This window comes from Kitasatospora sp. NPDC085464, assembly GCF_044541955.1.
Taxonomy (GTDB): domain Bacteria; phylum Actinomycetota; class Actinomycetes; order Streptomycetales; family Streptomycetaceae; genus Kitasatospora.
On record NZ_JBITTM010000010.1, the window covers coordinates 95334 to 117538 of the forward strand.

The 22205-nt window shown below is 73.3% G+C and carries 18 protein-coding genes; 5 read left to right on the forward strand and 13 right to left on the reverse strand.

All coding sequences use genetic code 11. The features are described 5' to 3' along the window. The first annotated feature begins 98 nt into the window (after window positions 1–98). Entirely contained in the window at window positions 99–1187 is a 1089-nt protein-coding gene (locus ACIGG8_RS11165; protein ID WP_396547152.1) for a PP2C family protein-serine/threonine phosphatase, read from the forward strand. A 46-nt stretch (window positions 1188–1233) separates the two neighbouring features. On the opposite strand, the gene ACIGG8_RS11170 is transcribed toward ACIGG8_RS11165, so the two are convergent. The 3 genes from ACIGG8_RS11170 to ACIGG8_RS11180 are packed head-to-tail and all read right to left on the reverse strand — an operon-like array spanning window position 1234 to window position 4105. Beyond that, window positions 1234–2538, reverse strand: a complete 1305-nt coding sequence (locus ACIGG8_RS11170; RefSeq protein WP_396547154.1) for a cytochrome P450 — start codon at window positions 2536–2538, stop codon at window positions 1234–1236. Continuing rightward, window positions 2535–3263, reverse strand: coding sequence for a hypothetical protein (locus tag ACIGG8_RS11175; RefSeq protein ID WP_396547156.1), 729 nt, complete (start codon window positions 3261–3263; stop codon window positions 2535–2537). Before ACIGG8_RS11175 ends, ACIGG8_RS11170 begins: the two co-directional genes overlap by 4 nt. Continuing rightward, window positions 3260–4105 (reverse strand): helix-turn-helix domain-containing protein, encoded by an 846-nt coding sequence (locus tag ACIGG8_RS11180; RefSeq protein WP_396547288.1) that lies wholly within the window; start codon window positions 4103–4105, stop codon window positions 3260–3262. Before ACIGG8_RS11180 ends, ACIGG8_RS11175 begins: the two co-directional genes overlap by 4 nt. Before the next feature lie 230 nt (window positions 4106–4335). Between ACIGG8_RS11180 and ACIGG8_RS11185 the strand changes: the two genes are divergently transcribed. Next, on the forward strand, window positions 4336–4998 hold the full coding sequence (locus ACIGG8_RS11185) for an NAD(P)-binding domain-containing protein (protein WP_350521100.1): 663 nt from the start codon (window positions 4336–4338) through the stop codon (window positions 4996–4998). Between the two features lie 82 nt (window positions 4999–5080). Here ACIGG8_RS11185 and ACIGG8_RS11190 read toward each other — a convergent pair whose 3' ends face one another. The 7 genes from ACIGG8_RS11190 to ACIGG8_RS11220 form a co-directional block, all read right to left on the reverse strand. Beyond that, the gene (locus tag ACIGG8_RS11190; protein WP_396547158.1) at window positions 5081–6145 is read right to left on the reverse strand and encodes a LacI family DNA-binding transcriptional regulator; all 1065 of its coding nucleotides are present in this window, start codon (window positions 6143–6145) and stop codon (window positions 5081–5083) included. A gap of 42 nt (window positions 6146–6187) precedes the next feature. Beyond that, window positions 6188–7915 carry a glycoside hydrolase family 36 protein gene (locus tag ACIGG8_RS11195; protein WP_396547159.1) on the reverse strand — a complete coding sequence of 576 codons (1728 nt, stop codon included), beginning with the start codon at window positions 7913–7915 and terminating at the stop codon, window positions 6188–6190. After that, window positions 7912–8739, reverse strand: a complete 828-nt coding sequence (locus ACIGG8_RS11200; protein WP_350521103.1) for a carbohydrate ABC transporter permease — start codon at window positions 8737–8739, stop codon at window positions 7912–7914. Before ACIGG8_RS11200 ends, ACIGG8_RS11195 begins: the two co-directional genes overlap by 4 nt. After that, the gene (locus ACIGG8_RS11205) at window positions 8736–9659 is read right to left on the reverse strand and encodes a carbohydrate ABC transporter permease (RefSeq protein ID WP_396547160.1); all 924 of its coding nucleotides are present in this window, start codon (window positions 9657–9659) and stop codon (window positions 8736–8738) included. The genes ACIGG8_RS11200 and ACIGG8_RS11205 overlap by 4 nt, the downstream gene beginning before the upstream one ends. Next, on the reverse strand, window positions 9656–10999 hold the full coding sequence (locus tag ACIGG8_RS11210; protein WP_396547161.1) for an ABC transporter substrate-binding protein: 1344 nt from the start codon (window positions 10997–10999) through the stop codon (window positions 9656–9658). Before ACIGG8_RS11210 ends, ACIGG8_RS11205 begins: the two co-directional genes overlap by 4 nt. 247 nt (window positions 11000–11246) lie before the next feature. Further along, window positions 11247–12638, reverse strand: coding sequence for a diaminopimelate decarboxylase (lysA, locus tag ACIGG8_RS11215; protein WP_396547163.1), 1392 nt, complete (start codon window positions 12636–12638; stop codon window positions 11247–11249). Window positions 12639–12676: 38 nt separating this feature from the next. Further along, window positions 12677–12856 (reverse strand): hypothetical protein, encoded by a 180-nt coding sequence (locus tag ACIGG8_RS11220; RefSeq protein WP_396547165.1) that lies wholly within the window; start codon window positions 12854–12856, stop codon window positions 12677–12679. A gap of 345 nt (window positions 12857–13201) precedes the next feature. Here ACIGG8_RS11220 and kdpB point away from each other — a divergent pair, with 345 nt between their 5' ends. From kdpB to ACIGG8_RS11235, 3 genes are all read left to right on the forward strand, one after another. Then, window positions 13202–15388: a potassium-transporting ATPase subunit KdpB gene (gene kdpB, locus ACIGG8_RS11225; RefSeq protein ID WP_396547166.1), complete on the forward strand. Its 2187-nt coding sequence runs from the start codon at window positions 13202–13204 to the stop codon at window positions 15386–15388. A 328-nt stretch (window positions 15389–15716) separates the two neighbouring features. Continuing rightward, window positions 15717–16202 carry a universal stress protein gene (locus ACIGG8_RS11230; RefSeq protein WP_396547168.1) on the forward strand — a complete coding sequence of 162 codons (486 nt, stop codon included), beginning with the start codon at window positions 15717–15719 and terminating at the stop codon, window positions 16200–16202. Window positions 16203–16573: 371 nt separating this feature from the next. Further along, window positions 16574–17038, forward strand: coding sequence for a hypothetical protein (locus ACIGG8_RS11235; protein WP_396547169.1), 465 nt, complete (start codon window positions 16574–16576; stop codon window positions 17036–17038). Here ACIGG8_RS11235 and ACIGG8_RS11240 read toward each other — a convergent pair. From ACIGG8_RS11240 to ACIGG8_RS11250, 3 genes are all read right to left on the reverse strand, one after another. Beyond that, window positions 17026–17649: a hypothetical protein gene (locus ACIGG8_RS11240; protein ID WP_396547171.1), complete on the reverse strand. Its 624-nt coding sequence runs from the start codon at window positions 17647–17649 to the stop codon at window positions 17026–17028. The two genes, ACIGG8_RS11235 and ACIGG8_RS11240, sit on opposite strands and share 13 nt — an antisense overlap. A 91-nt stretch (window positions 17650–17740) precedes the next feature. After that, a complete protein-coding gene (locus ACIGG8_RS11245; protein ID WP_396547172.1) occupies window positions 17741–21529 on the reverse strand; it encodes an ATP-binding protein in 3789 nt (1262 codons plus the stop codon). A 50-nt stretch (window positions 21530–21579) separates the two neighbouring features. Further along, window positions 21580–22044: a hypothetical protein gene (locus tag ACIGG8_RS11250; RefSeq protein ID WP_350521114.1), complete on the reverse strand. Its 465-nt coding sequence runs from the start codon at window positions 22042–22044 to the stop codon at window positions 21580–21582. Window positions 22045–22205 lie beyond the last annotated feature (161 nt).

The following is a 22205-nucleotide window of genomic DNA, read 5'->3' on the forward strand; positions in this document are numbered from 1 at the left end:
GGTCTCCACAGGGAACCGCGGGGCCACCGGCCCGAGGTGCCGCCCGCCGGGAGCCCGGAGAGAGTGGATGGTGGGGCCGTTCCCAGCCTGGAGGACACGTGCGTGCCGACAGACCGGACGGGATGCCGCCGCTGCACCTGCCGCGGCGCGCCCGACTACTGCTGTTCTGCGCGTTCCTGCTGCTGGTCGCCGCCGTGGTGGCCGACCTGGTGACCGGGCCAGGGACGACGCTGTCACCCGTGCTGGCGGTGGCACCGGTGCTGGCCGGGGCGACCAGCCGCAGCGCCCGGGTGCCGCTGGCGGTCGGCGGTCTGGCCGTCGTGGCCGTCGGACTGCTGGAGACCACCAACACCGAGCTGCCGACCGAGGTGCACGTCACGGCGATGATCACCGTGCTCGCCGCGACCCTGGCCAGCGCGGCCGACGTGGTGCTGGTGGCGGCCAGGGAGCGGGAGCTCTTCCAGGTCCGCACGGTGGCCGAGGCGGCGCAGCGCGCCCTGCTGCGCCCGCCGCCGGAGCGGATCGGTCCGCTGCGGATCTCCGTGCGCTACGTCGCCGCGGCCGCCGAGGCGCGGATCGGCGGGGACCTCTACGCCGTCGTGGAGACCGGGTACGGCGTGCGGATCCTGCTGGGGGACGTGCAGGGGCACGGCCTGCCGGCCGTCGAGACGGTGGCGGACGTGCTGGGAGTGTTCCGTGAGGCGGCCCGGACCGAGCCCGACCTCGGACGGCTGGCCGAACGGCTGGACGCCGCGCTGGACGCCCGCCCGGGCGAGGGGCGTTTCGCCACCGCGCTGCTGCTGTCGGTGCCGCCCGGGCGGGAGCCGGTCGCACTGGTGAACTGCGGCCATCCGCCCCCACTCCTGTGCCGGGCCGGCCGGGTGGACGCACTGGCGCCGCCGATGGCCGCGCCCCCACTCGGGCTGCTGGGGCTGACCGGCGGCGGGTACCCGGCGGGCCGGTTCGAGGCCCGGCCGGGGGACCTGCTGCTCCTGCACACCGACGGGGTGACCGAGGCCCGGGACGCCCGGGGCGTCTTCTACCCGCTGGAGGAGCGGCTGCCGGGGCTGCCCGCGGAGAGCCCCGTCGACCTGCTGGACGCCCTGCTGGCGGACGTGGGGGACTGGGTCGGGGCCACCGGCCTGACGGACGACGCGGCGCTGCTCGCGATCCGCTGGGAGTCGTGACCGGAACCGCGGGGGGGGGGGGGAGGGCGGGGTGGATGCGGCGTTGTCAGCGCCGCCAGCGGATGCTCAAGCCCTTCAGCCCGTTCTGGAAGTTGGAGACGAGCCGCGTCGGCGACACTCCGGGAGTGAGCTCCAGGTCGGGCAGCTCGGCGATGATCCGCCGGAGCAGTGCCGACATCTGGATCCTGGCCAGTTGCGCTCCGACGCAGAAGTGCGGGCCGAAACCGAAGCTGACGTGATCGTTCGGCGTACGGGTGATGTCCAGGCGGTCCGGACCGGAGAACACCGAATCGTCGCGGTTGGCGGAAGCGTGGTACACCACCACCTTGTCGCCACCGCGGATCACCTGCCCACCGAGCTCGACGTCGCGTGCGGCGGTGCGTCGGAACTCCACTACGGGCGGCCAGAATCGCAGTAGCTCGTCCACCGCCGAAGCGGTCAGATCCGGCCGTCGGCACAGCAGGCGGTACTGGTCGACGTGGGTGAGCAGGGAGTACAGCCCACCCGGCAGGCCGTTGCGCAGGGTCTCGTTGCCGGCGACCGCGAAGAGGAAGAACATCGTCTCGAACTCGGCGGTGCTCAGCCCGGATTCCCGCATGCGGGCCACGATGCTGGCGGGCGGCGGCTGCTCGGCGAGCGCGTGTGCGTAGGCGAACATGTCCGCAAGTGCGGCCCGCGAGCGCGGGTTGACGGGCCGGCCGTCGGGGGTGGTGCGAGCCTCCGGGCGGTGGGCCAGCGCGGCGCGCCCCAGGTCGGTGAGCCGGGACGGGTCGGCGGTGCTGGAGTGGGCGTGGTCGGGGTCCTGGTAGCCGATGACGCGGTTCGACCAGTCGACCAGCAGCTGCCGGTCCTGCTCCGGCACGCCGAGGATCCGGGCGAGCGTCCACACCGGCAGGTCGGCGGCGAGCGGCACGAAGTCGGTTTCGCCCAGCGGGCGGACGGCAGCGACGAGTTCGGCTGCGCGGGCCTCGATGGCGGCGGTCAGCTCCCGGAGCGCCCGCGGGGTGAAGGCGGCGGCGACGGCCCGGCGCAGCCGGGAGTGGTCGGGCGGGTCCTGGTTGAGCATCATCGCCCGGGCGAACGCCAGGTCGGCCGCCGAATCGGGGTCGCGGATCTGGGTCGCGCCCAGGTACGAGGAGAAGTCCTCCGGGCTGCGCAGCACGTGCTTCACGTCCGCGTGCCGCAACACCGCCCAGTAGCCGGGCCCGGCCGGCCACTCCCCCACGGCCGGCTCCTCCACCCAGCAGACCGGCGCGGACGCGCGCAGCTCACGGAAGAGCCCGTACGGAACCCCCTCGGCGTAGGTCGCCGGGAGGAAGATCTGGTTCACGTACGCCTGGTCGAGGGTCACATGGACGGACGGTACGGCAGAGTCCCCAAGATGTCATGGACGGTGGCGAGTTGTTCGAGGTGAGCGGGTTCCTCGGTCCGGTCGAACGCGTCGGCGACGGCGTCGAGAAGGACGGGGCCGCGCAGCCATGCGGTGAAGGCCCGGTAGGACGGGCTCGTCCGGTCCCAGAAGGCGTTCCGGGGCCCGGGGCCGGCGAGGAGGAACTCGTGCAGGCGCTCGACGGCGGTCGGTGTCGCCAGTCGGGCCCATTCCGCCAGCCGGCGGTCGACGCTCCCCGGGTCGGCGGCGGTGAGGGCGCACAGGACGGCTTCGGCGTCCCACCACTCGGGGCCGGTCAGGACGTCCGTCCAGAGGGCGTCGAGGAGTTCGCCGAGGTACGGGGCCTCCGGCCAGTCCCGCCAGGCCGCCCGGTCGAGCTTGCCGCAGAACGGTTCCAGGTCGGGGAGCAGGAGTTCACCGGTGAGGAGGAGCCGCAGGATGCGGGGCGTGAAGTACCGCAGATCCGCCGGGGAGCCGACGGTGTTCAGCACCGACGTGGCGTAGCGCGTCAGTTCGTCGGGCCCCAGCAGTTCGCGGGGTGTGCGCAGCAGGGTGTCGAGGGCGGCCTGCGGGGTGCAGCAGGGGCAGGCGTCGATCCGGCCGGGCCGGGGCGCGGCCGCGAAGGCGGCGGGCAGGCCGGCGAGGAGGTGCTGCAGCCGGCGGCCGGGCGGTCGCTCGGGACTCACCGCGAGGCCGCCCAGGAGAGCAGCAGCCGCAGGGCGTCGTCGGAGGGGGTGTCGGGGTCGGCGGTGTAGGTGACGAGGGCCTGGGAGGGGTCGTCGGCGGGGCGGAGGGTGTCGTAGGCGAGGTCGAGGGCGCCGGCCAGGGGGTGGTGGAAGAGCTTGCGGCCCGAGGTCTTGTCGGCGACCGGGTGTTCGGCCCAGAAGCGGTGGAACTCCTCGCTGGAGAGGCAGAGTTGGCCGACCAGTTCGGCGAGCAGCGGGTCGTCGGGGCGGCGGCCGGCCTCCAGGTGGAGGAAGGCGACGTTCTCCCGGGCGCAGGTCGCCCAGTCGCCGTAGAGCTCGCGGGAGGCCGGGTCCAGGAAGGTGATGCGGGCGATGTTGCGCTCCTCGACCGGGAGGGCGCCGTAGTCGCCGAACAGCGCGGTGGCGGCCCGGTTCCAGGCCAGGACGTCCATCCGGTGGCCCATCACGACGGCCGGGGTGTGGTCCAGCTGTTCCAGCAGGCGCAGCAGGGAGGGGCGGGGCTGCTGGCGGACGGTCGGCCGGCGGGGGCGGGTGACGGGGCGGGCCAGCCGGTGGAGGTGGCCGGACTCGTCGGGGGCGAGGCGCAGGGCGCGGGCGACGGCGTCCAGGACGGCTTGTGAGGGGTTGCCGACCCGGCCCTGTTCCAGGCGGGTGTAGTAGTCGACGCTGACGCCTGCCAGGTGGGCGAGTTCCTCGCGGCGCAGCCCGGCGACGCGGCGGCGGCCGCCGTAGTCGGGCAGGTCGACGTCCTCGGGCCGCAGTCGGGCGCGGCGGGTGCGCAGGAATTCGCTCAGGGTGCTGCTCGGGTTCACGGGAGTGATTCTCACCCGGGCGCGCCCTCCCGTGCCTGGTCCTGGCAGGACCAGGCACGCGGGGAGGGCCGGGTCCGGCCTCCGGAAAACCACCCGGTTGCGGGGAATCGAAGCGGTCGGCACGTCGTTGGGCCAAGGCGACGAGCCAGTACGGAACTCGCGGACTTCGCGGAATCGCAGGACTCGCAGAACTCGCAGGACTCGCAGAACTCGCAGAACTCGCAGACGAGGGGCTTCCCATGAAGATCGGCATCATCGGCGCGGGCAACATCGGCGGAAACCTGACGCGGCGGCTGACCGCGCTCGGGCACGATGTCTCGGTGGCCAACTCGCGCGGCCCGGAGACGCTGAAGGCCCTGGTCGAGGAGACGGGCGCGACGGCGGTGCCGGTCGCCGAGGCGGCGCGGGGCGCGCAGCTGGTGGTCGTGACCGTCCCGTTGAAGAACGTGCCGGACCTGCCCTCCGGGCTGTTCGACGAGGCTGCCGACGGCGTGGTCGTGATCGACACCGGCAACTACTACCCGAAGGAGCGCGACGGCCGGATCGACGCGATCGAGGACGGCGGGCTGACCGAGAGCCGGTGGACGGAGCAGCACCTCGGCCACCCGGTGGTGAAGGTGTTCAACGGCACCTACGCGCAGGACCTGCTGGAGCGGCCGCTCCCGGCGGGCGACCCGGACCGCCTCGCCGTGCCGGTGTCGGGGGACGACGAGGCGGCCAAGCAGGTCGTCCGGGCGCTGGTCGACGAGCTGGGCTTCGACACGGTGGACGCGGGCGGCCTCGACGACTCCTGGCGCCAGCAGCCGGCCACCCCGGTGTACGGGCTGCGGGCCGGCGTCGACGCCGTGACCCGGGCGCTCGCGGAGGCGTCCCCGGAGCGCCCGGCGGCCCACCGGGCCTGAGCCGGAGGCGGGCGAACGGGCGCGGGCGAACGGCCTCGGGCTGACCGGCCCGGGCGTCAGGCGGACGCCGGTCGTCCCCTCGTCACGCGCTGCTCCCCCGCACCACCAGCTCGGTGGGCAGCTCCAGGCCCGCCGCCGGTACCGCCTCCCCCCGCACCCGGCCCAGCAGCCGGCCGACCAGCGCCGCGGCGATCGCGCGCAGCGGCAGCCGGACGGAGGTCAGGGCGGGGTGGAGGTGGCGGCAGAGCGGCGTGTCGTGGAAGCCGGTGACGGCCACCCCGCCGGGCCCGACCGCCAGCCCCTCCGCCCGCACCGCCTCGTACACGTCCAGCGCCAGCAGGTCGCTGCCGGCCGCGAAGGCGGTGGGCCGGTCGGGCCCGCTCAGCAGCGCCCGGACGGCGGCGACCGCGGAAGGCTCCGCGGCCGCCTCTCCCGCCGTCCGCGCCTCCCCCGCCGCCCCGGGGAGCGCCACCGCGGACAGGCCCAGCCGGCGGGCCTCGGCGAGGAAGCCCGCCCGGCGGGCCGCCATCCAGGGCAGCTGCTCGTCGACCCCGAGGTAGCCGATCCGGCGGTGACCCTGCGCCGCGAGGTGCCGCACCACCTCCGCCGTCGCCGCGTCGTTGGCGATGTCCACCCAGTGCTGCGGCTCCCCCGGGCCGGTGCGGCCGAAGCTGACGAAGGGGACGCCGAGCCGTGCGACGTGCGCGATCCGGGGGTCCTGCGCCAGCACGTCCGCCAGGACCAGCCCGTCCACCTGACGGGCCGCCACCAGTTCGTCGATCGCGGCCACCGGGTCCCCGGCCGGCGGCGCGGCCCGGAACAGCAGCACCCGCTGCCCCTCGGCTCCGGCCGCGTCGACCAGGGCCTCCAGGAAGCCGGCCATCAGCGGGTTGGGGTCGAGCGGGTCGTCCACCGGGGCGAGGTAGCCGAGGGTGCGCCGGGCGCCGCTGCGCAGCGAACGCGCCGACTGGTCGGGCTGGTAGCCGAGTTCGCGGATCGCGGTGGTGACCCGGTCGAGGGTCTCCGGGCGGACCCGCTGCGGGGCGTTGAGCGCGTTGGAGACGGTCTGCCGGGAGACCCCGGCCGCGCGGGCGACCTCCTCGATCGTCGTGGCGCCGCGGCGCGGTCGCTGCGGTCCCTCGGGCATCCGGTCTCCTCCAGGCGTGGTCGGCTGCGACTCCGGGCGTGGTCAGCTGCGGCGCAGGGTCAGCAGTCCGCCGCGCGGCACGGGGATCGGTTCCGCGCGGTCCAGCTCGACCTCGCCCTGCCGGACGATACGCCCCCGGGCGTCCTGCACCGTCATCGTGGCCGTCCCGCTGCCGCCGGTGAGCCGGACGTCCGGGTCGGTGTCGGCGTTGGCCACCAGCAGGGTGTGCCAGCCGCCGGAGGCGTCCACCGGCAGCGCGGCGTAGCGGGCGACGGCGACGGTGTCGGCGCCGCGCGCGGTGACCATCGGGTAGCCGAGGTCGGGGCGGGCCGGGAGCAGTTCGCCGAGTTGCAGGGTCGCGGTGTGCGTGCGGAACACGCCGAGCCAGAAGGCGATCGCCTCGCGCTGCCCGTCGCTCTGCGCGGTGAGGTCGACGGAGATCTGCGGGACGGAGAACAGCACGTTGATCAGGTGACAGGCGACCTGCTCCGGCGGTTCGGCGGGGTGCCACATCAGCATGTCGGCGTGGACGGGGACGGGCCCGGCGGCGAGCCGCACGTCGATGGTCCGCTGCCGGTTCTCCTGCGGGCTGAGCGGGCAGTCGGTGGCGCGGATCATGGTGACGTACGGCCACAGGCCCGGGCTGACGTACGGCTGGCGGTGCTCGATCATGGCGTCGGGGTTCGCGGCGGTGATCCGGCGGCGGATCCCGGCGAGCAGCCGCTCGACGCCCTCGTCCACGCTCGCGCAGTCCGCCTCGGGCCCGGCCGGCGGGGCGCCGTCGGCGTCCCGGGCGAACCAGTCGACGAAGTCGACCTTGAGGCCGTCCATGCCCCACTCCTCGACCGCGCGGGCGAGCCGGTCGGTGAGGAAGGCGCGGACCTCGGGGTGGCGCGGGTCGGCGACGACCGCGCCCATGTGGGCGGCGTCGGCGAGCGCGTGGCGGCCGATCCGCTGGTACGCGGCGCTGTCCTTGCCGATGAACGGCAGGGCGTACCAGAGCAGGTAGCGCACGCCGAGGTCGTGGACGCGCCGTACGTGGGCGGCGGTGTCGGGCAGCGAGACGGGCTCCCAGTCGCCGCAGTGGGCGTAGCCGCGGGTGCGGTCGGCGGTCATCCAGCCGTCGTCCACGATGATCACGTCCAGGCCGAGTTCCTTGCCGAGCGCGGCCTGCGTCTCGACGCCCTCGGGCGAGACGTCCTGGTGCATCGAGTACCAGGTGGAGTAGGCGGGGCGGCGGGCGGCATCGGGGATGTCGGCCTTGTGGTCGGCGCCCCACCAGGCGGCGAGTTCGGCCAGGCTGCGGGCGTAGTGCCGGCGCGAGGTGTCGATCCGGACGGTGAGCCGGTCGGTGGCCTGGGCCCAGAACCGGAACTCGCCGCTCTCCTCGACCACGCCGGCCCCGGCCAGCACGTCGGGGCGTCCGGCGGCGAAGGCGCACAGCGCGACGTCCCCGGTGCCGACGAGCGCGGCGATCGGCGCGCCGCGGGTCAGCCCGGTGCGCTGCGGGGCGCTCCAGGCGGCGGGCAGCCGGCCGGTGCCGTGCGGCTCGGGCGTCCACAGCGCGGTGGCGTCCACGCAGGGCACCCGCCACTCGATCCGGACGTCGCCCTCGCCCTCGGCGCTCACCTCCAGCACCCCGTCGGCGATCTCCCGGGCCGTGGCCGCGCCGCAGACCCGCAGGTCCAGGCCCTGGGCGTGCAGCGGGCGCAGGCCGCCGCCGGCGGCGGCGGGGGCGTGCGGCTCCCAGATGTCGGTCACGGTCGTCATCCCTTCGTGGCGCCGGCCAGCAGGCCGGAGATGAACTGCCGTTGGAGGACCAGGAAGAGGACCATCATCGGCAGGGTGGAGAGCGCGGTGCCGGAGAGGATCGCGCCGTAGTCGGTGTTGGACTTGTTGCCCTGCAGGGTCGCCAGTGCGACGGGCAGGGTGTGCATCGCGGGGCTGCGCAGGGCGATCAGCGGCCACACGAACTGGTTCCAGGACCCCAGGAAGAGGAAGATCGACAGCGCGGCGAGCACCGGCCGCATGACCGGCACGACCACGCTGAACAGCACCCGGAGTTCGCCCGCGCCGTCGACCCGGGCGGCGTCCAGGAGTTCGTCCGGCAGGCTGCTCAGCGACTGCCGCATCAGGAACACGGCGAACGGCACGCACAGGCCGGGCAGGATCAGCGCCTGGTAGGTGTCCAGCAGACCGAAGTCCATCATCATCTTGAACAGCGGTACCAGCATGACCTGTTCGGGCACGACGAGGGTGGAGAGCAGCAGTGCGAAGAGCAGGGTGCGGCCGCGGAAACGGAACTTGGCGAAGGCGTACCCCGCCAGCAGCGCCACGACGAGGGCGCCGATCGTCTGGACCCCCGCCACCAGCAGCGAGTTGCCGACCACGCGGAGCAGGCCGATCTTCTGCTGGAGGTGGCTGAGGTTCTCACCGAGGTGCCCGCCGGGCAGCAGCTTGGGCGGCCAGTCGAAGATCTCGGTGTCCTTGCGGGTGGAGGCGATCACCAGCCAGTAGAAGGGGCCGACGGACAGCCCGGTGATGCCGGCGAGCACGAAGGTCAGCGGCCAGCCGCGGAGTTTGCGGAGGTTCATCGGTCGCGCTCTCCCATCAGGCGCATCTGGGCCGCGCCGAGCACCGACACGAGCAGGGTGAGCGCGTAGGCGATGGCGGACGCGTAGCCGAAGTCGAAGTACCTGAAGCCGTTCTGGTACAGGTACATGGAAACGGTGAGTGTCGCGTTGTCCGGGCCGCCGCCCGTCAGCACGTACGGCTCGTCGAAGAGTTGGAGCGTGCCGATGGTGGACAGCACGAGCGTGAAGAGCAGCACCGGGCGCAGGCCCGGCAGGGTGATCGCGGTGAAGCGGCGGATCGGTCCGGCGCCGTCGACCATCGCGGCCTCGTACAGTTCCTTGGGGATGGACTGCAGGCCGGCGAGGTAGATGACGGCGTTGTAGCCGGTGTAGTGCCAGGTGAGCACCAGGACGACGGCCATCCGGGCCCAGAACGGCTGGCCCAGCCAGTCGGCGGTGGGCAGTCCGACGGCGTCCAGCAACCAGTTGACCGCACCGTCGTCGGCCTTGAGCAGATAGGCGAAGATCACGCCGGTGGCCACCAGGCCGGTGACCGAGGGCATGAAGATGCCGAGCCGCCACACCGCGCGCCAGCGCACGAACGCGGAGTTGATGCCGACGGCCATCAGCACGGCCAGCGCGAGCATCAGCGGGACCTGCACGACGAGGATCTCGGCGGTGTTGCGCAGCGCCGTCCAGAACAACGGATCGTCCAGCAGGCGGCGGTAGTTGGCGAGGCCGGCGCTGCGGGTGGCGGCGCCGGAGCCGGTGGTGAAGGACAGCAGCAGCGAGTCGACGACCGGGTAGGCCTTGAACACGCCGAAGGTCAGGAGGGCGGGGGCGAGCAGCAGGTACGGCACTGCGGTGCGGCGCCACCGGGCGGTGCGGTGGGCCCGCGCGGCGTCCTTGGCGAGGCTGACGGACGGGGCGGTGGCGGTCATGCGATCGTGCGTCCGGTCTGCTGGGCGAGCTGCTTCGCGGCGTCCTGGAGGACGGCGGCCGGGTCGGCGCCCTTGAGGAGGACCTTGGTCTGGGCGTCGCTGACGAGCTTGAGGGCGCGGGCGTAGTCGCCGGAGTAGTTGGTGGGGTCGCCGCCGTCGGTGGCGAGGTCGGCGAAGGTCTTGAGCACCGGCTGGCCTCCGTAGTACGCGCTCGGCGCGGCGTACAGCGGGTCGGTGTAGGCCTCCGTGAGGGCCGGGAAGACACCGCCGGCGTTGAACATGGCGTTCACCGAGGCGGTGCGGGTGAGCGCGTACTCGACGAACTTCCAGGCGGCGCGGCGGCGCGGGCTGGAGGCGGCGACGGCCAGGTGGGTGGAGTTGACCAGGGCGGTGCGCTTCCCGCCGGGGGTCACTGCCGGGGGCTTGGTGAGGCGCCAGTTTCCGCTCTGGTCGGGGAACTTCTTCTCCAGGTAGTGCGCGACCCACGCGGGCATCGCGGCCACCGCGAGCTTGCCCGTCTTCATCACGGGCACCCAGCTCTGGACTCCGGGGGTGTCGGCGATCAGTCCGGCCTCCTCCAGTCGCCTGACGATGGTCAGGGCGCGCACGGCCGGCTCGGAGCCGACGGTGATCTTCCCCTGGAGGTCGAAGTAGAAGGCTCCCTGGAGCTGCATAAGGCCCTGGAGGAAGTCCAGGTCGGGAGTCGGGTTGGCGGCCTTGTTGAGGCCGATCACGGCGATGCCGGGGTTGGCGGCCTTGAACCGGTCGGCGACGGCGATCAGGTCGTCCCAGGTGGCGAGGGACTCGGGATCGATGCCCGCCTTGTCGAAGTAGTCCTTGCGGTAGAAGAAGCCGAGCGGATTGACCTCCCACGGCAGCGCGTAGACGTGGCCCTCCTTGCCGGTGACGACCGGCCACAGGCCCTTGGCGAACTTGTCCTTGTGCGCGTCGGCGCCGAACTCGGAGAGGTTGGCCAGGCCCCCGGGGAACTTCTCCAGGTAGCCCGGAAGGTAGTCGCAGCCGATGTGCAGGACGTCGCCGAGGCCCTGGCCGCCGGCCGCCATGCCGACGGTGATCTTGTCCCAGATGGCCGGTTCGCCGATGTCCTGGACGTCGACCTTGATCCCTGGGTTTTCCTTCTCGAAGGCCGGGACGATCCCGCGCAGGGCCTCGGCGGCGGTGGCCCAGGACCAGACGGTGACGGTGCCGCTGTCGGCGTCCCCGCCCGAGGCGCCGCCCGAGCCGGAGCCGCCGCAGGCCGCGAGGCTGCCGCCGGCGGCGAGGGCCAGCAAGCCCGCTCCGGACGTGCGGAGCAGGTCGCGGCGAGAAAGGTGTGACATTGCATTCCTCTCGATGGAGCGGCACTGGAAGGCAGGGGAGGGGGGGTGATGGCGCACTCGCCGGGTTCCGTGGGGCACTCGGAGCGTTTTGAACGTTCAAACACACAAAACAAACCAGAACCAAACGGGTTCCAACGAGCGGGACACAGCAAACGCCCGCCCTCCCCGCGCCGTCAAGAGGTGCGCACGGGAGGACGGGCTCCGCAACCGTTCCGTTATCAGCCGCTCGGCACCCCGCCCGGTGGAGCTACCGTCCCACCTCACGCGCCCGGAAGTCCTCCACCGTCTCCCGCCGGATCAGCAGCCGCGCCCGGCCGTCCCGCACCGCGGCGACCGCCGGGCGGCCGACCAGGTTGTAGCCGGAGGCCATCGACAGCTGGTACGCCCCGGCCGCCGGGACGGCCAGCAGGTCCCCCGGCCGCACGTCGGCGGGCAGCACCGCGTCGCGCACCAGCACGTCCCCCGCCTCGCAGTGGCGCCCCACCACGTCCACCCGGGCCTCGCCCGCCTCCGAGCGGCGGCCCACCAGGCGCACGCTGTACGGCGATCCGTACAGCGTCGGGCGCGGGTTGTCGCTCATCCCGCCGTCCACCGCGACGAAGCACCGGCCGTCCGCGACGCGCTTCACCGACAGCACCCGGTACACCGCCACCGCGGCCGGCCCGGCCAGCGCACGACCCGGCTCCACCACCAGCCGGGGCACGTCCAGCCCGGCCTCCGCGCAGCGCACCGCCACCCGGTCGGTCACCCGCACCGCGAACTCGGCGAGGTCCAGCTCCGCGTCCCCCGGCAGGTACTTGATGCCGTGGCCGCCGCCGAGGTCCAGCTCGGGCAGCTCCACGCCGTGCCGGTCGCGGACCTCCGCCAGCAGGCCCACCAGCGCGTCGACCGCCCGCAGGTACGGCTCCACCTCGGTGATCTGCGACCCCAGGTGGCAGTGCAGACCGGCGAGTTCGAGCCCCGGCTGGTCGAGCACCCGGGCCAGCGCGTCGGCCGCGTCGCCGCCCTCGATCGGGAAGCCGAACTTCTGCCCGCCGACACCCGTCCGCACCGCCGCGTGGTGCCCGGCCGCGATCCCCGGGACCACCCGGACCAGCACCTTCTGCGGGGTGTCGGCCGCCACCAGCGCGGCGAGCCGGGCGATCTCGGCCGGCCCGTCGATGACGATCCGCCCCACCCGCAGCCGCCGGGCCGACCGGAGCTCCTCCGGCGACTTCGCGTTGCCGTGCAGCAGGATCCGCTGCGGCGGGAAGCCCGCCGAGACCGCCAGCCACAGCTCGCCGGACGAGCAGACGTCCAGGCCCAGGCCCTCGTCGGCCACCCAGTCGGCCATCGCGCTGCACAGGAAGGCCTTGGCCGCGTACAGCACCTCGGCGTGCGGCAGCGCCCGCCGGTACGCCCGCGCCCTGGCCCGCACCTCGCCCTCGTCCAGCACGTACAGCGGGGTGCCGAACCGCTCGGCGGCCTCGGCCAGCCCGACCCCGCCGACCAGCACGTCGGCTCCCCGACCGGGCCGCGCCGACGCCGGCCACGGACCGCCGAGCCGGTCGGCGGCGGGACCGTCGGTGACGGGAGAACCGGCGGCGGGAGCGTCGGCGGCGGGAGAACCGGCGGCAGCACGAGTGATGAGCTGGGTCATGAGGGTGCTCCTGGGGGGTGGGTCGGGGTGGCGGCCGGTCAGTCCTCGTAGTGCATCGCGAAGCGGCAGTGCGCCGGGCGGGTGCGGATGCGGTCGCGCTCGTCCGCCGGGGCCGGATCCGGCGGCTCGGGCCGGTCCTGGCGCCCTGTGGCGGACACCGGGCGGGCGGTGCGCTCCAGCGGCCGGTCGACGTCGACGAGGAGGGTGGCGGTGGTCATGGCGGGTCCTCTCGGTGCTGGGTCGTGCGGTTCGTCCCGCGGTGGCGGGCATGGAGCCCACCCCGGTGGCGGGCCGCACCTCCGTTCACCTCCAGTGGAGACCCTCCGCACACCGACCGCACGGTCCTTGACGGATGGCCTACGCCGCCGCCGCCGACCTTGACGTTCCCCTGACAGGGCCGCAGCCCCGGTGTCAGGGAGCCGTCAAGGACGGCATCCCCGCCGCCAAGCCTGCGTCAAGAGCGGCATGGCGCGCGGACCGGCGGTGGTGGGCTGTCCGCCGTCCCCGCCGATCCCCGAACCGCCGCCCACCCGACCGGGCGGCCCGGAAGGTCCCCCGAGACGATGCGCCGTTCGGCCCTCACCACCCCGGACACCACCACCGACCAGCAGAACCGGTCCCGCCGCCGGGAGCATGCACCCGTGCAAGCTCCGCAGCACCCGAGCCACCGGCCGCCCGACCCCCGGACCGGCCGCCGCCGGCTCATCACCCGGCAGCAGCTCGCCGAGGCGCTGCCCGCCGCCGTCCGCAAACTGCACCCGCGCGTCATGGCGCGCAACCCGGTGATGCTGGTGGTCGAGACCGGCTCGGCACTCACCACCCTCACGGCGGTGCTCCACCCGGGGGTCTTCGCCTGGGTGATCTCGTTCTGGCTGTGGCTGACCGTGCTGTTCGCCAACCTCGCCGAGGCCGTCGCCGAGAGCCGCGGCAAGGCGCAGGCGGACTCGCTGCGCCGCGCCCAGGTCGGCACCACCGCCCGACGGCTGCTGCACTGGCGGGTCGGCACCCGCGACCTGCGCCACGAGGTCATCCCCGCCGAGCAGTTGATGCTGCACGACATCGTCCTCGTGCCGGCCGGTGAGGTGATCCCGCAGGACGGCGAGGTGGTCGAGGGCGTCGCAACCGTCGACGAATCCGCCATCACCGGGGAGTCCGCACCCGTCGTCCGCGAGTCGGGCGGCGACCGCACCGGCGTCACCGGCGGCACCAAAGTCCTCTCCGACCACCTGGTCGTCCGGGTCACCTCCCGGCCCGGGCACAGCTTCGTCGACCGCATGATCGCCCTGGTCGAAGGCGCCAACCGGCAGAAGACGCCCAACGAGATCGCCCTCAACATCCTGCTCGCCTCCCTCACCATCGTCTTCCTGCTCTCCGTCGCCTCCCTCCAGCCGATGGCCATCTACGCGAACGCGCCGCAGACCACCATCGTGCTCGTCGCGCTGATGGTCGCGCTCATCCCGACCACGATCGGCGCGCTGCTCTCGGCGATCGGCATCGCCGGCATGGACCGGCTCGTCCAGCGCAACGTCGTCGCCCTCTCCGGCCGCGCGGTGGAGGCCGCCGGGGACGTCGACGTCCTGCTGCTCGACAAGACCGGCACCATCACCCACGGCAACCGCCGCGCCGTCGCCCTGCACCCCCTGCCCGGCGCCACCACCGAACAGCTCGCCGAAGCCGCCCAGTTGGCCTCGATCGCGGACGAAACACCCGAAGGGCGGTCACTCGTCGAACTGACGAACCGTCAGTACTGGGTGCCGCCCCGCTCCCCCGGCGAACTCGGCGAGCAGCAGCCCGTCCCGTTCACCGCGCACAGCCGGATGAGCGGCGTCGACCTGCGCTGGCCCGACGGCACCACCTGCCTCATCCGCAAGGGCGCCGCGAACGCCGTCGCCCGCTGGGTCGTCGAATCCGGCGGACGACTGCCGATCGAGGCCAAGCCGCTGGTCGACCGGATCGCCGAAGCCGGCGGCACCCCGCTGCTGGTCGCCGTCCACGACCGGCACGGCGCCCGCGCACTCGGCGTCGTCGAGCTCAAGGACGTGGTGAAGGAGGGCATCGCCGAACGCTTCGCCGAACTGCGCCGCATGGGCATCCGCACGGTCATGGTCACCGGCGACAACCCGCTGACCGCCAGGGCGATCGCGGAGGAGGCCGGCGTGGACGACTTCCTCGCCGAGGCCACCCCCGAGGACAAGCTCGCCCACCTGCGACGCGAACAGGCCGCCGGGAACATGGTCGCGATGACCGGCGACGGCACCAACGACGCCCCCGCGCTCGCCCAGGCCGACGTCGGCGTCGCCATGAACTCCGGCACCCCGGCCGCCAAGGAGGCCGGCAACATGGTCGATCTCGACTCCAACCCGGCCAAGCTGATCGACATCATCCGGGTCGGCAAACAACTCCTCATCACCCGCGGCGCGTTGACGACCTTCTCGATCACCAACGACGTGGCCAAGTTCTTCGCGATCATCCCCGCGATGTTCGCGAACGCCTACCCCGGGCTGCACCACCTGAACATCATGGGCCTGCACAGCCCCACCTCGGCGATCGCCTCCGCGATCATCTTCAACGCGCTGATCATCGTCGCACTGATCCCGCTCGCGCTGCGCGGCGTCCGCTACCAGCCCGCCTCCGCGACCGACCTGCTCCGGCGCAACCTTCGCGTGTACGGGCTGGGCGGGCTGGTGCTGCCGTTCCTCGGCATCAAGGCGATCGACCTGGTGATCCAGTTCGTGCCCGGTCTCGGCTGAGCACCACCGGCGGGCGCACCGGCCAGCGGGCCACTCGTCAGCAGGCCGTCAAGATGTGTGCGACCGGCGTCATGGTGGCGTCAGCGCCGGTGCGGACGGGCCGGTTCCGGGGTTCACTGGAGGCATCCGCAGCGAGGAGAACCGAACCGGCGAACCCCACGGGACCCGCCCTCCGGACCCACCCTCCGGACCCGCTCACGGAACGGACCACGGGACGGACCACGGGGCCCGTACACCGGACCCACCCACCGGACGGACGGGACCGACCACCGGACAAACCACCGGACAGACCACCGGAGCGATTCCGGAGAGACGGAGGCGAACGGCCATGACCGGGACCACCCGAGTGATCGTCGGCCTGAGCGGATCCCTGAGCAGTCTGGCCGCCCTCTACCACGCTGTCGGCGAGGCGGCCCGGCACGGGGCGGTGCTGGTGCCCGTCGCCGCGTGGACGGCCGGCGAGCGGGACGCGCTGCGCCCGCGGTCCGAACTGGAGCACGCCGCCCGCCGCCGGCTCGACGTCGCCTTCGAACAGGCCTACGGCGGCTACCCGTCCGGCCTGGTCATCCGCCCGCTGGTGGTCGACGCCGACCCCGGGCGCGCCCTGGTCGGCGCCGTCACCGGCCCCGACGACCTGCTCGTCCTCGGCGCCGCCACCCGCCGCCGCTTCGACCGCCTGCGCCACGGCTCGGTCGCCCGCCACTGCCGCCACCGGGCCGGCTGCCGGGTCGTCGAGGTCTCACCGTCCGCGCTGCTCACCCGCCTGGAACTCCCCGCCCGCACCGGCGCACCGCTGCCACTCCTGGCCCGCTGAGGCCCCGGCCCCCGGCCCCCCGCTGCGCCCCCACGCCCCGCGTGGGGGCGCAGCGATCGTGTGCGGGGCGCAGCGATCGTGTGCGAGGCCGCCACGGCTCGACGTTCTGTCGCACGGCCGGATCCACGGGCTCGACAACAGAGTCGGACTTGACATGCTCAGGCTATGCTTGGGCGAAGCCGCTTTCGGGCGCGAGCGCCATCAACCAACAGTACCTGCACCTCTCTTGACGCTACGTCAACTCCACGTGCCCACGCTTCACCACCAGGCTCTCCACGGCGTGCCCCGGACCGCCCACCGCCGTTGTACGGGAGGTGAATCGCCGCGCCCGCCCGAAGGCCCCGGCCACCCCGCCGAGGAAGAGGTTCCGCATGTCGACGTCCCGGCTCCGTCCGCGCCCCGGCGAAGCCGCAGCACTGCTCACCGTGCTCGGCCTGCTCGTCCTGGAGGAGATCGCCCTGGGCATGGCCGAGGAGGACGAGCGCCCCGTCATCGGCGGCATCCTGATCGGCGCCTCCGGCACCGGCCTCCTCGTGGTCGGCGCCGTACTCCTCACCCGGTGGCTCGACGCCCGCCGCCCGCTCCCCCTGCCGCCGGCCGGCCCTGACGGTCCCGAGTACAGCGCCCGCGCCCTCGAAGGCTTCCCCATGGAAGCCGTCCGCCCCCTGCTGCTCGCCGAGAACGCCCCCCGGCTCGACCGCCTCTACTCCGCCTGGATGCTCGCCCGCTCCGGCCGCCCGGCCCCCTGGATCGCCCGCCGGCTCGACCTCCCGCTCGACGCCGCCCACCTCCTGGTCGACGCCGCCCGCTCAGCGGAACTCGATCAACGCCCCTGATCCGGCGCCCCGTTCGCCTGCACCACCAGGTACGGCACCAGCCCGCGCTCCACCAGCGCCGCCCGCCAAGCCTCCCGCGCCCGCAGCAACTCCCCCGCGCCGTCCGGCTCCTCGCCCGCCGCCTCCGCCGACCGGGCCGCCGCACCCAGCAGCCCCAGCCCGCCGACCAGCAGACTCACCGCCGCCACCCCGGCCGCGACCCACCCGGCCTCCACCAGCGCGTGCGCCAGGACGTCCAGGTCCTCGACCAGGCCCAGCGCGAAGCCCAGCAGCAGGAAGATCACCGCCGCCGCCCCGGCGATGACCGGCACCACCACCCCCAGCACCCCCCACCACCCCGACGCCCGCTCCCGCTCCGGCTCGTCCGCAGGCAGCCGCACCACCGCGTCCGCACTCGCCCGCAGGGCCGCGTACCGCTCGTACTCCGGCGCCGCCGCGGCCAGCACGAACTCCACGTCCTCCCGCGCCGCCCGCCGCAACGACTCCACCCCGCGCGCGCCACCCTCGACACCCCGCAACGCCTCCCGCACCTGCGGCGCGGCGAGCGCCCGCCCGAGCGCCGTCTCGAAGTCCGCCCGATCCTGCTGCGGCAGCCGAAGCGGCTTGTGCATGTCGCGTCCCCGTTCACCGGTCGTGATGTTCTACAGAACTGTAGAACAAGGGGGCGCATCGTAGCAGCCCCGCTCACCGGCGGACTCACACCTACGAGGGGTCCGCCATCGGCACCCGCGCCAGGGCCGCGCGGATCGTCTCGGCGACATCGGGGACGGGAACGCCCCACTCACGGAGCCACGCGGCGATCCGCGCGATCGACCTACCGGTGCGCTGCGAGACCTCCAGGAGTGTCGCCAACGAGAGCCCCCTGCCGACATAGATCGGCTCCCGGCCGATGTCACCGAGAATCTGGAGCGCCTCACGATGCGTCAGACCGGCGGGTAGACCATCGCACGACACGTCGATCCCCCGAGACCTCAAGTGCCCGGCCAACTCCTCCGGGCGCCTGTGGAGCTGATGCGCCGCCGTGATCAGCCGGGCGAACGGCACGGTGTCACCGATGGCCAGGTCTTCCCAGTCCATGGCGCCGTCGACCTGAAAGAGCTCCCGATCGAGTCGAGTGGCCGGGCCCGGAAGGCACATCGGAGATCCGTACGCCCGGTACCAGTCGACCACCTCCTCCAAGGTGGTGTCTCCGAGGTCCAGAAATCCGAAGGCGTGTCTGAAGGGAACTTCTGCGGGATCCCCCCACCGGACCCCTCGGCGCTCGAACAGGTCCAGGTCCTCCACCGATGCGTCCTGCGGCATCGTCGGCGTTCGGAACCCGAGATCCGTGAAGAAATCGAGCACCTGGCCGATGCCGACCTCCCTCGCTTCCGCAACACGCAACACATGCGCAGCGGGGACGACTTCCGCGCGGAGGAGCCACGGCCATGAACCGTCAAGACACGAGCTGAGCGGCACGAGCAGGTCATCCGACGGATGAGCGGGGAGTCCCGTCGGGTCGGCCTTCAGTCCGTACCCCGCCATGGCGCGCACCACCTCGGGCACGGGAACGCCCAGCGTGACGCTCGCCTTGACCAGATGGCCCGGGGCGACGACGTCACCCGGCTCCGGCCAGTCACGGAACCGCCCGTGCTCTCCCCGCGCCCGCAGGAACACCGGGTCGGACTCCACCGCGAGCGCCAGATCACGCACAGCCCGAGAGACATCCGCACCGTCCCGCAACCACTCCTCGGCCACCTCGGTGACCGAGACGTCCCGATAGCCAGCTTCCGCCACCAATCCGGTCACGGTGACCCGCCGACCACCACCCGGAGCACCACCGGGCACCATGCCGACGCTGATGGCCCACTCCTCGGCGGAATCCAGATCGGCACCGAGCCTGGCGGCGATCATGGCGATCACCTCTCTGCCAGGACTCCTCCAGTACCTCGTCCCCGTGAACCTCACACCATGGCGGGTCGTCATGGAGACTTGATCGGACGGCATCGCCGCACGGACGTCCCCGACGGCCAGGAGTTCCGGACACACGTCCGCCAGCGCCTCCAACTGCTGCTGCCGACGGTGTGCCAGGAGTCTCCACAGGACAACCGAGTCCCCCGGCCTGCCGGCGACTTGCGGCTTCCTGCCGCTCGCGCCGGGCGCCGCGATCCCCACGACGTCCAGCACATCGATGTCCACGGGGAAGCACCCCGTCCGTCGGGTCTCGAACTCGATGCCGCAGTAGTCGAAGACTCGGCCCTGCCGGACACACTCCGCGGCCACGACGTCGGCGAGCTCCGCGTCCCCATCCATCACGTCCGTGAGCCATTCCATGCTCAGCAGAGGTGCGCCGGTGCCGACCAGTTCGACGACTGCCTTCTTGAGGAGTCCACCGATGCGGTCGGACACGTCATCGATCACCTGGCGACGGTCAACCGACAACCTGCTCGGCGCCCACGGGCCCGAGAGGTTCACGACGACTCCCACGGGTCCCCTGCCGGGTGCCATGAGCCTCCGCGATGCCGACGGCTGGACGAACAGGCCGTCCACCAGAAGTGCCCCGCCGTACTCGCACCACGTCACGTGCACTCCGCTGGGTGCCTCCGTCCACGGAACCAATGCACCCCACGCGCCGATGCCGAACTCCTCGGCCGTCGGTGACGACCTGCTCCGAAACGTTCCCGGCTCCCACTCGACTCTCCGCTCCTCGTGAACGGCCGTCGTGGTGAACTCCGCGATGCCCAGCAGGCGTTCGAGCGCTTCGAGAGCCGACCACGACGCCGCCAGGTCGATGTCGTCCCGGAGGAACAGCCGGACGGTGGTGCCGGGCTTCCGGCAGGTGTCCTCTCGCTCGACGATGCGGAAGAGGTGGCCGGGGCCGTGGATGGAGACCTCCAGGAGGGGACCCCGTCGGCCGGTGGCGTCCATGCGGCAGGTGGTCACCCGGATCTCGTCGGCGAGCATGAAGTAGCTCAGCACGCCGATGCCGAAGCGGCTGTTGGGGTACAGCTCGACGGGTGGGTCGGCCTTTCGCCACTCGGCGCGTTCGAGTTTGAAGTCCAGTTGCTCCGCGAAGCGGGCGCCTGCGTTGGAGAAGACGCCCCTCAACTCCGCCTCGCCCATGCCGACACCGTTGTCCTGGCATTCCAGGTAGGCGCGGCCCTCCTCGTCCACGCCCTGGCGGAACTCGATGCGGCCTTCGTAGCTGAAGCTGGCGCCCAGGGTGTTGGTGCGGTCCAGGTATTCGGTGCGCGCGCGGCGGTAGCGGCAGGCGTCGAGGGCGTTCTGGTAGAGCTCGCGGACGGCGAGGTCCCGGTCGCGGTAGAGCTCGACGCCCATCAGCAGGCTGCGCACCCGCCGTTCGTCCAGCCGGAACCTCGCCCAGCCGGTGAAGGCGCCGCCGGCGGGGGCGGCTTCGTCGGAGGTGAGGCGGGTGGGCAGCGGGTGGTCCACCAGCACGCGGCGGACGGCGTGGAGGAGTTCGTCGGCCCTGGCCGTGTACTCGCGCAGGCCTTCGACGACTGCTTCGTGGTGGCATTCGGCGCGGAGCACGGGCAGGTCGTAGGACCCGCCCCACACCGCCTCGTCCAGGGTCCGGCGCAGGGCGGGTAGGCCGACCTCGTGGGGGATGCCGAGGTGTTCGGCGACGATGTCGGGCAGGGCGGTGGTCTCGATGGCGGTGCCGTAGGCGAGTGCCAGCAGCAGGGCCAGCCGCGGCTCGCGGACGTGCTGTTCGCCGGGGGCGCGCAGGTGGTCGTCGGCGCTGAGGCCGGCGAGGTAGTCGCGGTTCGTGACGTCGGGGCCTCGGCGGAGGCCGTGCAGGAGGGCGCAGACCCGCTTGGGCGAGAAGGTCTCGCCGAGTTCGGCGAGCTCCGGCAGCGCGTCGAGGAGTTCGCGGACGCCGTCGGGGTCGGCGAGGTCCTCGTGCTGGTCGAGCCAGCGGTGGAAGAGCCACCAGCCGAGCGGCGCGGCCGAGTCGGGCCGGGTGCGGGCGCGGTGGGTGAGCAGGTCGTGGGACTCGATGAACTGCTCGTACGCCGCCCGGTCGCCGTGGGGCTCGCCCGACGCCTGCAGGTCGGTCGGCCGCACGGTTGCCCGGGCGGCGGCGAGGCGCAGGGAGCGGACCCGGTAGAGGAAGGGGAGTACGGCCAGCAGCGCCGCCTCGGCCGGGTAGAGGTCGAGCGGCTCGTCGCCGAGCAGCCAGCCGACGCGTGCGGCGAAGCGGAGCGCGATCCCGGGGTCCTGCCAGGGGTCGTCCGTGAGGTGGGCCTCGTCGCGCAGGCGGGCGAGTCGGCGGACGGCTGCGAGCGCAGCCCGCCGGTACGGTTCGGCGTCGCGGTCGGCCCGGACGTGGTGCCAGGCCCGGGAGTCGGCGGCGGTGTGCACCCAGGGGTCGTCCCCGTCGGCGACGGCCGGGGGACGCCGTCCGTCCAGGTAGACGTTTCCGATGTACCCGGCTTGGACGGCGTCCCCGTGCACGGTGCCGTTCATCGTGTTCGAGCTGTCGACCACCGCTCGTGCCCCTCCCCGTGTGCAGGGCACGAGCGTAGGGCAATCCCGGCTCAGCTCGTGGTGGCGCTGGGGGCGGCCGGCGCGGTGGTGAGCGTGACCCGCTTGGCGTCCGCCGCGGCCGGCGGGGTGGCGCCGATGTTGGAGACGGTGGCGGTGAGCACGGCGTCGACGTCGGGGATCCAGTTGAAGGTCTTGGACTGGACGACGATCTGCCGTTGCTGCTGCGTCCCGTCGCAGACCACGTCCGCCTCGGCCGTCCGGCTGGAGCCGAAGGCGATCGAGGAGGAGTCCTGCGGGTCCTTCTGCTCGACGGAGACGGTGAGCGAGCGGGCCTCGGTGCCGACCGAGCAGAGGTAGTCGACGTCGACCCGGACGCGGCCGGGCAGTTTCGGGTCGATCTTGGCGTCGCCGAGGCTGACGACGGTGGTGGCGGGGACCGGGTCGTCGGCCTGGGCGGGTGCGGCGAGGCCGGCGAGGGCCGTGGTGACGACCGCCAGGATGATCCACCGTTGCACTGCAACCTCCCTGTGGTGAGGACGTGTTGCGGCTGACGCTAACCGCCCGGCCGGGGCGCCGCGCGTCGAGGCCGGGCGGTCGTCATACCAACGGCCCACCCCCGCGGCCGGGCCCGGCAGCCCGGCCCGCGGGCCGGTCCCTCCGCCGGTGCCCGCCCCCT